12 protein-coding genes are annotated in these 14,205 nt (G+C 62.2%); 11 read left to right on the top strand and 1 reads right to left on the bottom strand.

Annotation, left to right across the window (positions count from 1 at the left end):
• Positions 1 to 2 precede the first annotated feature (2 nt).
• Positions 3 to 1,259: an NADP-dependent isocitrate dehydrogenase gene (gene icd, locus PVE35_RS10965; protein ID WP_277374643.1), complete on the bottom strand. Its 1,257-nt coding sequence runs from the start codon at positions 1,257 to 1,259 to the stop codon at positions 3 to 5.
• 361 nt (positions 1,260 to 1,620) lie between these two features.
• On the opposite strand from icd, the gene PVE35_RS10960 reads away from it, so the two are divergent.
• The 11 genes from PVE35_RS10960 (at position 1,621) to PVE35_RS10910 (ending at position 14,015) form a co-directional block, all read left to right on the top strand.
• On the top strand, positions 1,621 to 3,849 hold the full coding sequence (locus PVE35_RS10960) for an NADP-dependent isocitrate dehydrogenase (RefSeq protein WP_277374642.1): 2,229 nt from the start codon (positions 1,621 to 1,623) through the stop codon (positions 3,847 to 3,849).
• Positions 3,850 to 3,943: 94 nt separating this feature from the next.
• Positions 3,944 to 4,384 (top strand): NUDIX hydrolase, encoded by a 441-nt coding sequence (locus PVE35_RS10955; RefSeq protein ID WP_277374641.1) that lies wholly within the window; start codon positions 3,944 to 3,946, stop codon positions 4,382 to 4,384.
• 184 nt (positions 4,385 to 4,568) lie between these two features.
• Positions 4,569 to 5,681: a tRNA 2-thiouridine(34) synthase MnmA gene (mnmA, locus tag PVE35_RS10950; protein WP_277374640.1), complete on the top strand. Its 1,113-nt coding sequence runs from the start codon at positions 4,569 to 4,571 to the stop codon at positions 5,679 to 5,681.
• Positions 5,678 to 6,298 (top strand): high frequency lysogenization protein HflD, encoded by a 621-nt coding sequence (gene hflD, locus PVE35_RS10945; protein ID WP_268184045.1) that lies wholly within the window; start codon positions 5,678 to 5,680, stop codon positions 6,296 to 6,298. The genes mnmA and hflD overlap by 4 nt, the downstream gene beginning before the upstream one ends.
• Positions 6,299 to 7,195 (top strand): DMT family transporter, encoded by an 897-nt coding sequence (locus PVE35_RS10940; protein WP_277374639.1) that lies wholly within the window; start codon positions 6,299 to 6,301, stop codon positions 7,193 to 7,195.
• Positions 7,196 to 7,370: 175 nt separating this feature from the next.
• Positions 7,371 to 8,741: an adenylosuccinate lyase gene (gene purB, locus PVE35_RS10935; protein WP_268184040.1), complete on the top strand. Its 1,371-nt coding sequence runs from the start codon at positions 7,371 to 7,373 to the stop codon at positions 8,739 to 8,741.
• A 77-nt stretch (positions 8,742 to 8,818) separates the two neighbouring features.
• Complete coding sequence (locus tag PVE35_RS10930) at positions 8,819 to 9,985, top strand: cupin domain-containing protein (RefSeq protein WP_268184038.1); 1,167 nt, start codon at positions 8,819 to 8,821, stop codon at positions 9,983 to 9,985.
• Positions 9,978 to 10,403, top strand: coding sequence for a GNAT family N-acetyltransferase (locus tag PVE35_RS10925; protein ID WP_268184035.1), 426 nt, complete (start codon positions 9,978 to 9,980; stop codon positions 10,401 to 10,403). Before PVE35_RS10930 ends, PVE35_RS10925 begins: the two co-directional genes overlap by 8 nt.
• An 8-nt stretch (positions 10,404 to 10,411) precedes the next feature.
• Entirely contained in the window at positions 10,412 to 11,053 is a 642-nt protein-coding gene (locus PVE35_RS10920; RefSeq protein ID WP_268184034.1) for a histone acetyltransferase HPA2, read from the top strand.
• Entirely contained in the window at positions 11,050 to 11,859 is an 810-nt protein-coding gene (locus tag PVE35_RS10915) for a secretin N-terminal domain-containing protein (RefSeq protein ID WP_268184032.1), read from the top strand. The genes PVE35_RS10920 and PVE35_RS10915 overlap by 4 nt, the downstream gene beginning before the upstream one ends.
• Positions 11,860 to 12,419: 560 nt before the next feature.
• Complete coding sequence (locus tag PVE35_RS10910; protein ID WP_268184031.1) at positions 12,420 to 14,015, top strand: isocitrate lyase; 1,596 nt, start codon at positions 12,420 to 12,422, stop codon at positions 14,013 to 14,015.
• The last annotated feature ends 190 nt before the right edge of the window (positions 14,016 to 14,205 follow it).

Genomic DNA, 14,205 nt, shown 5'->3' with positions numbered 1-14,205 from the left:
CATTACATGTGCGCGATCATGGCGTCGCCGAACTCGGAGCAGGACAGCAGCTTCGCCCCATCCATCAAACGCTCGAAGTCATAGGTGACGGTCTTGGCAGCAATGGCGCCATTGGTGCCCTTGATGATCAGGTCGGCCGCTTCGGTCCAGCCCATATGGCGCAGCATCATCTCGGCCGAGAGGATCACCGAGCCCGGGTTGACCTTGTCCTGGCCAGCGTATTTCGGCGCGGTACCGTGGGTCGCCTCGAACATGGCCACCGAATCCGACAGGTTGGCGCCCGGCGCGATACCGATGCCGCCCACTTCCGCCGCCAGCGCATCGGACAGGTAGTCGCCATTGAGGTTGAGGGTGGCGATTACGTCATACTCGGCCGGACGCAACAGAATCTGCTGCAGCATGGCGTCGGCGATTACGTCCTTGACCACGATGTTCTTGCCGGTGCGCGGGTTCTTGAACTGCATCCAGGGGCCACCATCGAGCAGCTCGGCACCGAATTCCTCGCGTGCGAGCTCATAGCCCCACTCCTTGAAGGCACCTTCGGTGAATTTCATGATGTTGCCCTTGTGCACCAGGGTCACCGAGCTGCGATCGTTGTCCACCGCGTACTGCAGAGCCTTGCGCACCAGGCGCTTGGTGCCAGCCTCGGAAACCGGCTTGATGCCGATGCCGCACATGTCGGTGAAGCGGATCTTCTTGACCCCCATCTCTTCGGTGAGGAACTTGATGACCTTCTCCGCCTCGGGACTGCCGGCTTTCCATTCGACGCCGGCATAGATGTCCTCGGAGTTCTCGCGGAAGATCACCATGTCCACGTCACCCGGTTTCTTGACCGGGCTGGGCACGCCCTCGAACCAGCGTACCGGGCGCTGACAGACGTACAGGTCGAGCTCCTGACGCAGCGCCACGTTGAGCGAGCGAATGCCGCCGCCCACCGGAGTGGTCAGCGGCCCCTTGATCGAGACCACGTAATCACGCACGGCCTCGAGGGTTTCCTTCGGCAGCCAAGTGTCCTGGTCATAGACTTGGGTGGCCTTCTCGCCGGCGTAAACCTCCATCCAGGAAATCTTGCGGGCGCCGCCATAGGCCTTCTCGACTGCGGCATCGACCACCTTGAGCATCACCGGGGAAATATCCACGCCGATACCATCGCCCTCGATGTAGGGGATGATCGGGTTGTTCGGAACGTTCAGCGACATATCGGCATTGACGGTGATTTTGTCACCCTTGGCTGGCACCTGGATCTTTTGGTATCCCATTGCTGGACTCCATCTCATGGTTAGACAGTGTGCACTCCCGAGAGTAGCGCAAAGAGAAGATTCAGACACGCATGCAAAGGTCTTATGCAACTGGGCATTCTGCGACGCGTCGACGCAGTGATATACTGCTTAGGTGACTAACGAGTCATAAGGGGTGGCCCGTCTGGAACCGGATGGCAGCCTCTTGAAACCTGTGGCAGGCCACCACCGGCCACAGGCTCGAAACGCTCGACACTCTACGGGTGCATCCAACATCACCGCGGCGAGTCCTCGACCCGGCCCCACCACCAGGGGGCTCAAGCGCTTACCGGCGCAGGTCGAGTTTCTATGCGCGCTCAGCAAAGAAGAGAGTTAACGCTAAATGTCCACCCCCTCGAAGATCATCTACACCTTCACCGACGAAGCTCCGGCCCTTGCTACCTATTCGCTTCTGCCCATCGTGGAAGCCTTCGCCGCATCGGCCAATATCGCCGTTGAAACCCGCGACATCTCTCTTGCCGGGCGCATCCTGGCAAGCTTTGCCGACCGCCTGGATGCCGACAAGCGCATCGACGACGACCTGGCCAAACTGGCCGAGCTGACCCTGCAGCCGGACGCCAACATCATCAAGCTGCCCAACATCAGCGCCTCCGTACCCCAGCTCAAAGCTGCCATCGCCGAGCTGCAGGCCCAGGGCTACAACATCCCCAACTTCCCGGAAGACCCGCAGAGCGAGGAAGACAAGGAAGTGCGCGCCCGTTACGCCAAGATCCTCGGCAGCGCGGTGAACCCGGTGCTGCGCGAAGGCAACTCCGACCGTCGCGCCCCGGCCGCGGTCAAGGCCTACGCCCGCAAGCACCCGCATAGCATGGGCAAGTGGAGCATGGCCTCGCAGTCCCACGCCGACTACATGCGCGGCGGCGACTTCTTCTCCAGCGAGCAATCGATCACCATGGCCAAGGCCGGCGACGTGCGCATCGAGTTCGTCGGCAAGGACGGCAAGGTCGAGGTCAAGAAGCAACTCACCCTGCAGGAAGGCGAAGTGTTCGACAGCATGTTCATGAGCTGCCGCAAGCTGCGTGACTTCTTCGAGAAGACCCTGCAAGACTGCAAGGAAACCGGCGTGATGTGGTCCCTGCACGTCAAGGCGACCATGATGAAGGTCTCCCACCCCATCGTCTTCGGTCACGCCGTCAGCGTCTACTACAAGGACGTGTTCGACAAGTACGGCGCGCTGTTCAAGGAACTGGGCGTCAACCCGAACAACGGCATCAGCAGCGTCTACGACAAGATCAAGACACTGCCGGTTTCGCAGCAGGAAGAAATTCTCCATGACATCCACGAGGTCTACGCCCATCGCCCGGAAATGGCCATGGTCGACTCGGTCAAGGGCATCACCAACCTGCACATCCCGAGCGACGTCATCGTTGACGCCTCGATGCCGGCGATGATCCGCAACTCCGGTCAGATGTGGGGCAAGGACGGCAAGCAGAAAGACACCAAGGCCGTCATGCCTGAGAGCACCTACGCTCGCATTTACCAGGAAATGATCAACTTCTGCAAAACCAACGGTGCCTTCGACCCGACCACCATGGGCAGCGTGCCGAACGTCGGCCTGATGGCGCAGAAGGCCGAAGAATACGGTTCTCACGACAAGACCTTCGAGATGACCGCCGATGGCACCATGCGCGTCGTGGCCGCCGACGGTACCGTACTGATGCAGCACGAAGTCGAAGCCGGCGACATCTGGCGCGCCTGCCAGACCAAGGACGCGCCGATCCGCGACTGGGTCAAGCTGGCTGTTACCCGCGCCCGTCAGTCCAATACCCCGGCCATCTTCTGGCTGGATCCTGAGCGTGCCCACGACCGCGAGCTGCAGAAGAAGGTCGAGCTGTACCTCAAGGACCACGACCTGACTGGTCTGGACATCCGCATGATGGGCTACAACGAGGCCATCCGCGTATCCATGGAGCGCATGATCCGTGGCCAGGACACCATCTCGGTAACCGGCAACGTACTGCGTGACTACCTGACCGACCTGTTCCCGATCATGGAGCTGGGCACCTCGGCCAAGATGCTGTCCATCGTGCCGCTGATGGCGGGTGGCGGCATGTACGAAACCGGCGCCGGCGGTTCCGCGCCCAAGCACGTGCAGCAACTGGTGGAAGAGAACTACCTGCGCTGGGATTCGCTTGGCGAGTTCCTGGCCCTGGCCGTGTCGCTGGAAGAAACCGGCATCAAGACCGACAACGCCAAGGCCAAGGTGCTGGGCAAGACCCTGGATCAGGCCACCGGCAAGCTGCTGGACAACAACAAGTCCCCGGCGCGCAAGGTGGGCGAGATCGACAACCGCGGCAGCCACTTCTACCTGGCGCTGTACTGGGCGCAAGCCCTGGCCGAGCAGAACGACGATGCCGAGCTGAAGGCTCACTTCACCCCGCTGGCCAAGCAACTGACCGAGCAGGAAGCCACCATCGTTGCCGAACTGGCTGCCGTACAGGGCAAGCCGGCCGACATCGGCGGCTACTACCGCTCCAACCCCGAACTGACCAGCAAGGTGATGCGCCCCAGTGCAACCTTCAATGCTGCTCTGGCTGCACTGAATGCCTGATAAGGCCTGAGTGTGAAAGAACCCCGGTCTTGTGCCGGGGTTCTTTTTTATGGCGCGATGTCGAAAATCCCCACTTCCATCTGGAGCAAGCGAAATGCAGTGGCAACCCCATATCACCGTGGCCACGGTCATCGAAGATCAGGGCCGCTTCCTCTTCGTCGAGGAACTCAAGGCCGGTCGCCTGGTACTCAACCAGCCTGCCGGGCACCTGGAAGCCAACGAATCGCTGCGCCAGGCCGCGCTGCGCGAAACCCTCGAAGAAACCGGCTGGGACGTGGAGCTGACCGGCCTGACCGGCATCTATCTCTACACCGCGCCGAGCAACGGCGTGACCTACCAGCGCGTGTGCTTCAGCGCCCGCCCGTTGCGCCACGACCCCGAGCGCGAGCTGGACGCCGACATCAGCGGCATCACCTGGCTGAGCCGCGATGAACTGGCCGCCCAGCCCGAACGCTGGCGCAGCGAGCTGGTACTGCGCTGCGTGGAGGATTACCTGGCCGGCGTCAGCGGGCCGCTGGAGCTGGTGCGCGATTGATCGTCAGCGCATGCCTTCGTGTAGGGTGCGCTGCGCGCACCACGAAATAGCGCGGTGCTTGCTCGGTGCGCACAGCGCACCCTGCAGATGACCCTACGCTCGAACGTCCCGGATTTCATCCGGGCTATGGGGGCAGGCTTTCTGGTAGACTCGTCAGTTTTTCAGGCTTCACTCGCAGACTCCCATGCAAGCACCTAGCACCCAACGCGTGATCGTCGGCATGTCCGGCGGCGTCGATTCGTCCGTTTCCGCCCTGCTACTGTTGGAGCAGGGTTACCAGGTCGAAGGCCTGTTCATGAAGAACTGGGACGAAGACGACGGCACCGAATACTGCACCGCCATGGATGACCTGGCCGACGCCCAGGCCGTATGCGACCGCATCGGCATCAAGCTGCATACCGCCAACTTCGCCGCCGAATACTGGGACAACGTGTTCGAGCACTTCCTGGCCGAATACAAGGCCGGACGCACACCTAACCCGGACATCCTCTGCAACCGCGAAATCAAGTTCAAGGCCTTCCTCGACTACGCCCTGAGCCTGGGCGCTGACCTGATTGCCACCGGCCACTACGTGCGCCGCCGCGACATCGAGGGCCGTACCGAACTGCTCAAGGGGCTGGATCCGAACAAGGATCAGAGCTACTTCCTGCACGCCGTCGGCGGCGAGCAGATCGCCAAGACCCTGTTCCCGGTCGGGGAACTGGAAAAGCCGCAAGTACGGGCAATCGCCGAGAAATACGAGCTGGCCACGGCGAAGAAGAAGGACTCCACCGGCATCTGCTTCATCGGCGAACGCCGTTTCAGCGACTTTCTCAAGCAGTACCTGCCGGCCCAACCGGGCGACATCGAGACCACCGATGGCCAGGTCATCGGCCGTCATCATGGCCTGATGTACCACACCATCGGTCAGCGCCAAGGCCTGGGTATCGGCGGCATGAAGGATGCCGGCGACGAGCCCTGGTACGTACTGCGCAAGGATCTGACCCGCAACGTGCTGATCGTCGGCCAAGGCAACGAGCACCCCTGGCTGTTCTCCCGTGCCCTGCTCGCCTCGGACATCTACTGGGTCAACCCGGTGGATCTGAGCGCCCCGCGGCGCCTGAGCGCAAAGGTGCGTTACCGCCAGAGCGATCAGAACTGTACCCTGGAGAGAACCGAGAACGGCTATCGCGCCCTGTTCGACGAGCCCCAGCGCGCCGTTACCCCGGGCCAGTCCGTGGTGTTCTACGACGGCGAGGTGTGCCTGGGTGGCGGTGTGATCGAAACCGCCGAAGCTTGCCAAGGGGATGCTCGATGACCCCGATTCAGGAGCAATTGGTCGCCCTCGGCGCCGTCTTCGAGGCCGCCGTGCTGGCGGACCGGATCGCCCGCACCGGCCAGATCAGCGAAGCGTCGCTGGGCTGCATGCTCGGCAGCCTTCTCGTCCGTGATCCGCAAAGCACACTGGACGTCTACGGTGGCGACGACCTCAACCTGCGTGACGGCTATCGCGCTCTGATCAGCGCCCTGGAACGCAACCCGTCGGCCCTGCAGCGCGAACCACTGCGCTATTCCCTGGCGCTGATCGGCCTGGAGCGACAACTGGACAAACGCAGCGACATGCTGGAAATCATGGGCAGCCGCCTGGATCAGATCCAGCAACAGGTCGAGCACTTCGGCCTGGTGCATGACAACGTCATCGCGGCTTGTGGTGGCCTGTACCAGGACACCATCAGCACCTTCCGCCAGCGCATTCAGGTGCATGGCGACATGCGTTTCCTGCAGCAGCCGAACAACGCCGCGAAGATCCGCGCCCTGCTGCTTGCCGGCATTCGTTCGGCCCGCCTGTGGCGCCAACTCGGTGGGCATCGCTGGCAACTGGTATTCAGTCGCGGCAAGTTGCTCAAGGAACTCTACGCCCTGATGCGCGCCTGAATGAGCGCCCCGACTCGCAGCAGCAGACCGCTGCAGGGCGCCCTCCTGCTGGCCATATCCGCCCTGCTGCTCGCCTTTACCGGCGTCGGCATCCGCGAGATTTCCGCCAGCGTCAACAACGAGTCGGTGGTGTTCTTCCGCAATCTGGTGGGCGTGCTGTTCTTTCTGCCACTGCTGTTGGTGCGCGGGGTCAGGCCACTGCGCACCACTCGTCTGAAATCTCACCTGTGGCGCACCACCTACGGCCTGGCGGCGATGTACTGCTTCTTCTACGCCATCGCCCACCTGCCGCTGGCCGACGCCATGCTGTTCACCTACTCGGCACCGGTGTTCACTCCGCTGATCGCTCATTTCTGGCTCAAGGAGCCGCTGACTCGACGCATGCTCATCAGCAGCCTGATCGGTCTGTGCGGCGTGGCCCTGGTGGCCAAACCCAGCGCCGCTCTGTTCGAGGGCGAAGCATTGGTCGGCCTGGCCGCCAGCCTGCTGGCCGCCTTCGCTTTCGTGTCCATCCGCGAGATGAGCGACAGCGAGCCAGCCACGCGCATCGTCTTCTATTTCTCGCTGTTCAGCGCGCTGTTTTCCGCCATTCCCTTGTCCTGGAGTTGGCAACCACTGGATGCCAACCAGCTTGGTTGGCTACTGGGCATTGGCCTACTGGCCACCGCCAGCCAGGTGATCATGTCGCGCGCCTATGGCCTGGCACCGCCTGGGCTGATCGGCCCAGTCGCCTACCTGGCCATCGTCTTCGCCGGCCTCATCGCCTGGCTATTGTGGGGCGAGACGCCGGACAACCTCTCGCTGCTCGGCGCGGCATTCATCTTCGCCGCCAGCCTGCTTTCCATCAGCCGCAAGCGACAAGCTGCAAGTAACAGCAAGAACCGCAGCATTTCCTGAGCGGGTTCTACTTGCCGCTTGAAGCTTGAAGCTTGCGGCTGCTCTTTCATGTACAATATGCGCCCTTTTCGTCAGAGGCCATCCAGGCGCCTGAGCTAGAGCCCGCTTCAATGAGGCAGGCGTCATGCGCAGAGCCCCGGATGACCTATCAGCCCGACAGCCCGAGAACGCCCACATGCAGCTTTCCTCGCTCACCGCGGTTTCCCCCGTCGACGGCCGCTACGCCGGCAAAACCAGCGCCCTGCGCCCCATCTTCAGCGAATACGGCCTGATCCGTAGCCGCGTCCTGGTCGAAGTGCGCTGGCTGCAGCGCCTGGCCGCCCACGAAGGCATCCCGGAAGTCGCGCCCTTCTCCGCCGAAGCCAACGCCCTGCTCAACGAGCTGGCAGAGAACTTCGCCGTCGAGCACGCCGAGCGCGTCAAGGAAATCGAGCGCACCACCAACCACGACGTCAAGGCCGTGGAGTACCTGCTCAAGGAGCAGGCCGCCAAGCTGCCGGAACTGGACAAGGTCAGCGAGTTCATCCACTTCGCCTGCACCAGCGAGGACATCAACAACCTGTCCCACGCCCTGATGCTGCGCGAAGGCCGTGACAGCGTGCTGCTGCCGCTGATGAAGCAACTGGCAGGTGCCATTCGTGAACTGGCCGTCAAATTCGCTGACGTGCCGATGCTCTCGCGCACCCACGGCCAGCCAGCCTCGCCCACCACTCTGGGCAAAGAACTGGCCAACGTCGTCTACCGCCTGGAGCGGCAGATCGCCCAGGTCGCCGCCGTGCCGTTGCTGGGCAAGATCAACGGCGCCGTGGGCAACTACAACGCCCACCTGTCGGCCTACCCGAGCATCGACTGGGAGGCCAATGCCCGTCAGTTCATCGAAAACGACCTGGGCCTCTCCTGGAACCCCTACACCACCCAGATCGAGCCGCACGACTACATCGCCGAGCTGTTCGACGCCATCGCCCGCTTCAACACCATCCTCATCGACTTCGATCGCGACGTCTGGGGCTACATTTCCCTCGGTTACTTCAAGCAGAAGACCGTGGCCGGCGAGATCGGCTCCTCGACCATGCCGCACAAGGTCAACCCGATCGACTTCGAGAACTCCGAAGGTAATCTGGGCATCGCCAACGCCATCTTCCAGCACCTGGCCAGCAAGTTGCCGATATCCCGCTGGCAGCGCGATCTGACCGACTCCACCGTGCTGCGCAACCTGGGTGTCGGCTTCGCTCACAGCGTCATCGCCTATGAGGCAAGCCTCAAGGGAATCAGCAAGTTGGAGCTCAATGCTCAGCGAATTGCTGAAGATCTGGATGCCTGCTGGGAAGTGCTCGCCGAGCCGATCCAGACCGTGATGCGCCGCTACGCCATTGAGAACCCCTATGAAAAGCTCAAGGAATTGACCCGCGGCAAGGGCATCAGCGCCGAAGCGCTGCAAGCTTTCATCGACGGTCTGGACATGCCGACCGCCGCCAAGGAAGAGCTCAAGCAACTGACTCCGGCGCGCTATATCGGTAACGCCGTGGCTCAGGCCAAGCGTATCTGAGTACACCAGCCTCGAGGACGCCCGGCTGAGCCGGGCGTTTTTGTTTAAAGGTTTTTATCCATTTCAAGGGCTTATCGATGAATCCTGATACTCCGCTGCAGTTGCTGGGTGGCCTCACAGCCCGTGAATTCCTGCGTGACTACTGGCAGAAGAAGCCGCTGCTGGTGCGCCAGGCCATTCCTGACTTCGAGAGTCCGATCAGCCCGGACGAACTGGCCGGCCTGGCGCTGGAAGAAGAAGTCGAGTCGCGCCTGGTGATCGAGCATGGCGAGCGCCCCTGGGAGCTGCAGCGCGGCCCATTCAACGAAGACACCTTCCAGACGCTGCCCGAGCGTGACTGGACCCTGCTGGTGCAAGCCGTCGACCAGTTCGTCCCGGAAGTGGCCGAACTGCTGGAAGACTTCAAGTTCCTGCCCAAGTGGCGCATCGACGACCTGATGATCAGTTTCGCCGCCCCTGGTGGCGGCGTCGGCCCGCATTTCGACAACTACGACGTATTCCTGCTGCAGGCTCACGGCCATCGCCGCTGGCAGATTGGCCAGATGTGCGATGCCGACAGCCCGCTGCTCCCCCACGCCGATCTGAAGATCCTGGCTCAATTCGACCCAACCGATGAATGGGTGCTGGCACCCGGCGACATGCTCTACCTGCCGCCCTGCCTCGCCCACTGTGGCACCGCTGAGGATGATTGCATGACCTATTCCGTGGGCTTCCGCGCGCCAAGCGCCGCCGAAGTACTGACCCATTTCACTGACTTCCTCGGCCAGTTCCTGCCCGACGAAGAGCGCTACAGCGATGCCGACATCCAGCCCAGCGAGGATCCCAACCAGATCCAGCGCGACGCCCTGGAGCGTCTCAAGGCCTTGCTCAACGAACACATGAGCGACGAGCGTCTGCTGATGACCTGGTTCGGCCAGTTCATGACCGAACCCAAGTATCCGGAGCTGGTCGCCGGCATCGAGATCGAGGAGGAAGACTTCCTCGGCGCCTTGGAAGACGGCGCGATCCTCATCCGCAACCCCAGCGCGCGCATGGCGTGGTCGGAAGTGGGTGAAGACCTGGTGCTGTTCGCCAGCGGCCAGAGCCGCTTGGTTTCGACCAACCTGCGCGAGCTGCTGAAGCTGATCTGCAGCGCCGATGCGTTACATGTGGAAAACCTCGGCGCCTGGCTGGCCGACGACGAGGGGCGTACCCTGCTGTGGGAACTGGTCAAACAGGGCAGCCTGGGGTTTGCCGATGAGTGAGATCACCGTTCGCGTGGCGGATTGGTACCGAGACAGCGCCGAACTCCGCCGTATCCGCGACACCGTCTTCGTCGCCGAGCAATCGGTACCGCCCGAGCTGGAATGGGACGCCGAGGATGCCGAAGCGGTGCACTTCCTCGCCGAGGAAGGTGATTACGCCGTGGGCACCGCGCGTCTGCTACCGGATGGACATATCGGTCGTGTCTCGGTACTCAAGGACTGGCGCGGCCTCAAGGTTGGCGAGACGCTGATGCAGGCGGTGATCGCCGAAGCGGAAAAACGCGGCCTGCATCAGCAAATGCTCACCGCTCAGGTGCACGCCACGCCGTTCTATGAAAGGCTAGGCTTCAGGATTGTCAGCGACGAGTACCTCGACGCCGGCATACCGCACGTCGATATGGTGCGCACCAGCCAATAGAGAAGCAGATGAACGACAAACACGTCCCGGCCGACACAATCGATACGCCAGAATCCATGGAAATGGCGGCCATCGAATTTCAGTCGCCGGGGCGTTTTGCCGTGCACAATCCAGAGCCCGTCACGCCAGAGGCGAGGCAGTGGGATGCTGCTCCCTTCATCCTTGGTCAGCATGAGCGCCTGGAGCGTTTCAGCCAGCCGCCGGAAGCTTGCGCCCACGTTCTGGCACTGATGCAGCAGGCGCAACGCAGCCTGTGCCTGTACAGCGACGACCTGGAGCCCTGGCTCTACAACCATGGCAGTGTGCAGCAAGCCTGCAGTCGCTTTCTGCTGGCAAGCCCGCGGGCACGCCTGCGCATCCTGTTGCGCGATACGAGCCGCGCCGTGAAGGAAGGCCATCGCCTGCTCGCCCTATCGCGGCGACTGTCTTCCAACCTGCATATCCGCAAGCTCAATCCTGATTACCCCAGTCTCGAGCAAAGCTATCTGATTGCTGACGACAGCGGTTTGCTGCTGCGCCCAGAACTCGATCAGCATGCCGGTTACGCCGTCTACGCCGATCCGGCGCGCGTGCGTCAACATCGGACCCAGTTCGACCAGGCCTGGGACACCAGCATTACCGACCCCGATCTGCGGAGCTTCCTGCTATGACCCTGCGTAAGCTGCTCACTGCCCTGCTGCTCTGCCTGTGCCTGCCCCTGCAGGCGGCCACGGAGGTGATTCCGCTGAACTACCGCACCGCCGACGAGGTGCTCGGCGTGGTGCAGTCGATGCTCGGCAGCGAGGGCAAGGTCAGCGCCTATGGCAACCAACTGATCGTCAATGCGCCGCCGGCCAAGATCGGCGAAGTACGCGTACTGCTACAGCAGCTCGATACCCGCCCACGGCGCCTGCTGATCACCGTGGAAAGCGCCGATAGCAGCCAGCAGAACGACCGCGGCTATGGCGTCGACGGCAGCCTCAGTGCCGGTAACGCCGAGGTGCAGATCGGCCGTGGCGAAGTCAACGGCCGTGACCAAGTCCGCATCATCCGCCGCAGCACCGACAGCCGTGGCGGTGGCACCCAGCAGGTGCAGGCCACCGAAGGCTATCCGGCGCTGATCCAGGTGGGCCAGAGCGTGCCCTTGACCAGCACCCGCACCGGCCCCTACGGCCAGGTCTATCAGGACACTCAGTATCGCGACGTGACCCGCGGCTTCTACGTGACAGCAAGCCTCTCCGGCGAACTGGTACACCTCACCATCAGCAGTCAGCGTGATCGGCTCAGCAACAGCCGGCCGGGCGCGATCGACGTGCAGAGCACCGATACCCGTGTCAGCGGCCGTCTCGGCGAGTGGATGACCCTGGGCGGCGTCAGCGAGCAAAGCAGCTCCGGCGAGAGCGACGTCCTGCGCCGCTACAGCACCCAAGGGCGTGAAGACATGTCCCTGCGCATCAAGGTCGAAGCCCTCGACTGATATCTCCGACCAAAGTCCAATGCCCCTGCCCCTCTGGAAGCATGGACAAGTCGCGCAACCCCTGAAAGCCCTGAAACGCCCGCCCCATGCGGCGCGATGCGTGACCGACCAGTCGTCTACTGAATATGTAGTAGTCCGAAAAAAGCACTACAAAACGTTTGACGAAGCACCTGACGAGAGGCATGATGGCTTCGCTCCCGCTAGCCAGGGGTCCTGAAAAGGATCTCCAGATCGCCAACGAAGCACTTCGTAGCGGTCCGTGTCCCAACAGCCCACAAGGCCGTACGACGAGGTTGCGACTGGAACGAAGTTGTCCTGAGGGACGGGGAAGCGTCAAGTAACAGACAGATCGCCAGACTCAGCACTGCGCCAAGGGTTTCCACGAGCCCGAAGCCTGTAGCAACCGGCGGCCTGCTCGCCTGCCCCCCTCCTCGCAGTACAACCTCGCCTTTCAGCCGTTTTCTCGCCGTCGAAGTGGTAGCCGCCCGCAGCCGTCGCATTCATGCGCGTCTAGAGTGGGTAGTTGGTGCTCAAACAACACATTCTTTGAAGGATTGACCATGTCCGCATATCAAAACGACATCAAGGCTGTAGCCGCTCTGAAAGAGAAGTTCGGCAGCAGCTGGAGCGCTATCAACCCCGAGTCCGTCGCCCGTATGCGCGCCCAGAACCGCTTCAAGACTGGTCTGGAAATCGCTCAGTACACCGCTGACATCATGCGCAAGGACATGGAAGAGTACGACGCCGACTCCTCCCTCTACACCCAGTCCCTGGGCTGCTGGCACGGCTTCATCGGTCAGCAGAAGCTGATCTCGATCAAGAAGCACCTGAAGACCACCAACAAGAAATACCTGTACCTGTCCGGCTGGATGGTCGCCGCCCTGCGCTCGGACTTCGGCCCGCTGCCAGATCAGTCGATGCACGAGAAGACCGCCGTCTCCGACCTGATCGAGGAGCTGTACACCTTCCTGCGTCAGGCCGACAGCCGCGAGCTGGATCTGCTGTTCACCGCGCTGGATGCCGCTCGCGAAGCCGGCGACCAGGCCAAGGCTGCCGAGATCCAGAACCAGATCGACAACTTCGAGACCCACATCGTCCCGATCATTGCCGACATCGACGCGGGCTTCGGTAACCCGGAAGCCACCTACCTGCTGGCCAAGCGCATGATCGAAGCCGGTGCCTGCTGCATCCAGATCGAGAACCAGGTTTCCGACGAGAAACAGTGCGGTCACCAGGACGGTAAAGTGACCGTTCCCCACGCCGACTTCCTCGCCAAGATCGCTGCCGTTCGCTATGCCTTCCTCGAGCTGGGCATCGACAACGGCGTGATCGTCGCCCGTACCGACTCCCTGGGCGCCGGCCTGACCAAGCAGATCGCCGTCACCAACAAGCCGGGCGACCTGGGCGACCTGTACAACTCCTTCCTCGATTGCGAAGAAATCTCCGAAGCCGAGCTGGGCAACGGCGACGTCGTGATCAAGCGCGAAGGCAAACTGCTGCGTCCCAAGCGCCTGCCGTCCAACCTGTTCCAGTTCCGCAAGGGCACTGGCGAAGATCGCTGCGTACTGGACTGCATCACCAGCCTGCAGAACGGCGCCGACCTGCTGTGGATCGAGACCGAGAAGCCGCACGTTGGCCAGATCAAGGGCATGGTTGATCGCATCCGCGAAGTCATCCCGAACGCCAAGCTGGTCTATAACAACAGCCCGTCCTTCAACTGGACCCTGAACTTCCGTCAGCAGGTGTTCGACACCATGGTTGCCGAAGGCAAGGACGTGTCCGCCTACGACCGTGCCAAGCTGATGAGCGTGGAATACGACGAGACCGAACTGGCCAAGCTGGCCGACGAGAAGATCCGTACCTTCCAGCGCGACGGTTCGGCCCATGCCGGCATCTTCCACCACCTGATCACCCTGCCGACCTACCACACTGCGGCTCTGTCCACCGACAACCTGGCCAAGGGCTACTTCGCCGACCAGGGCATGCTGGCCTACGTCAAGGGCGTGCAGCGTCAGGAAATCCGTCAGGGCATCGCCTGCGTCAAGCACCAGAACATGGCTGGCTCCGACATCGGCGACAACCACAAGGAGTACTTCGCTGGCGAAGCTGCTCTGAAAGCCAGTGGTAAAGACAACACCATGAACCAGTTCCACTAAGAACGGTTCCCCGCAGCGGGCCACGCACCCGCTGCGCCTTTTGCCTAATCCGCCCCGGCTTGCCGGGGCTTTTTTATGCCTGGCGGTATCGCAAACGTCTCTGCCGGCGTCCTTCGGCGCCCCCAAAGAAGCAGTACCAACCCAGTGGTTTATTGCCCCCTTCTCCATGCTTTTTTGTGCAGCAGCGCAC

This window comes from Pseudomonas sp. AA-38, assembly GCF_029457475.1.
Lineage (GTDB): Bacteria > Pseudomonadota > Gammaproteobacteria > Pseudomonadales > Pseudomonadaceae > Aquipseudomonas.
This window is presented reverse-complemented; position numbering and strand designations above follow the sequence as displayed.

Bases quoted from the DNA above. Each gene is read 5' to 3' on its own strand.
- icd (WP_277374643.1), bottom strand. From the start codon at position 1,259: ATGGGATACCAAAAGATCCAGGTGCCAGCCAAGGGTGACAAAATCACC.
- PVE35_RS10960 (WP_277374642.1), top strand. From the start codon at position 1,621: ATGTCCACCCCCTCGAAGATCATCTACACCTTCACCGACGAAGCTCCG.
- PVE35_RS10955 (WP_277374641.1), top strand. From the start codon at position 3,944: ATGCAGTGGCAACCCCATATCACCGTGGCCACGGTCATCGAAGATCAG.
- mnmA (WP_277374640.1), top strand. From the start codon at position 4,569: ATGCAAGCACCTAGCACCCAACGCGTGATCGTCGGCATGTCCGGCGGC.
- hflD (WP_268184045.1), top strand. From the start codon at position 5,678: ATGACCCCGATTCAGGAGCAATTGGTCGCCCTCGGCGCCGTCTTCGAG.
- PVE35_RS10940 (WP_277374639.1), top strand. From the start codon at position 6,299: ATGAGCGCCCCGACTCGCAGCAGCAGACCGCTGCAGGGCGCCCTCCTG.
- purB (WP_268184040.1), top strand. From the start codon at position 7,371: ATGCAGCTTTCCTCGCTCACCGCGGTTTCCCCCGTCGACGGCCGCTAC.
- PVE35_RS10930 (WP_268184038.1), top strand. From the start codon at position 8,819: ATGAATCCTGATACTCCGCTGCAGTTGCTGGGTGGCCTCACAGCCCGT.
- PVE35_RS10925 (WP_268184035.1), top strand. From the start codon at position 9,978: ATGAGTGAGATCACCGTTCGCGTGGCGGATTGGTACCGAGACAGCGCC.
- PVE35_RS10920 (WP_268184034.1), top strand. From the start codon at position 10,412: ATGAACGACAAACACGTCCCGGCCGACACAATCGATACGCCAGAATCC.
- PVE35_RS10915 (WP_268184032.1), top strand. From the start codon at position 11,050: ATGACCCTGCGTAAGCTGCTCACTGCCCTGCTGCTCTGCCTGTGCCTG.
- PVE35_RS10910 (WP_268184031.1), top strand. From the start codon at position 12,420: ATGTCCGCATATCAAAACGACATCAAGGCTGTAGCCGCTCTGAAAGAG.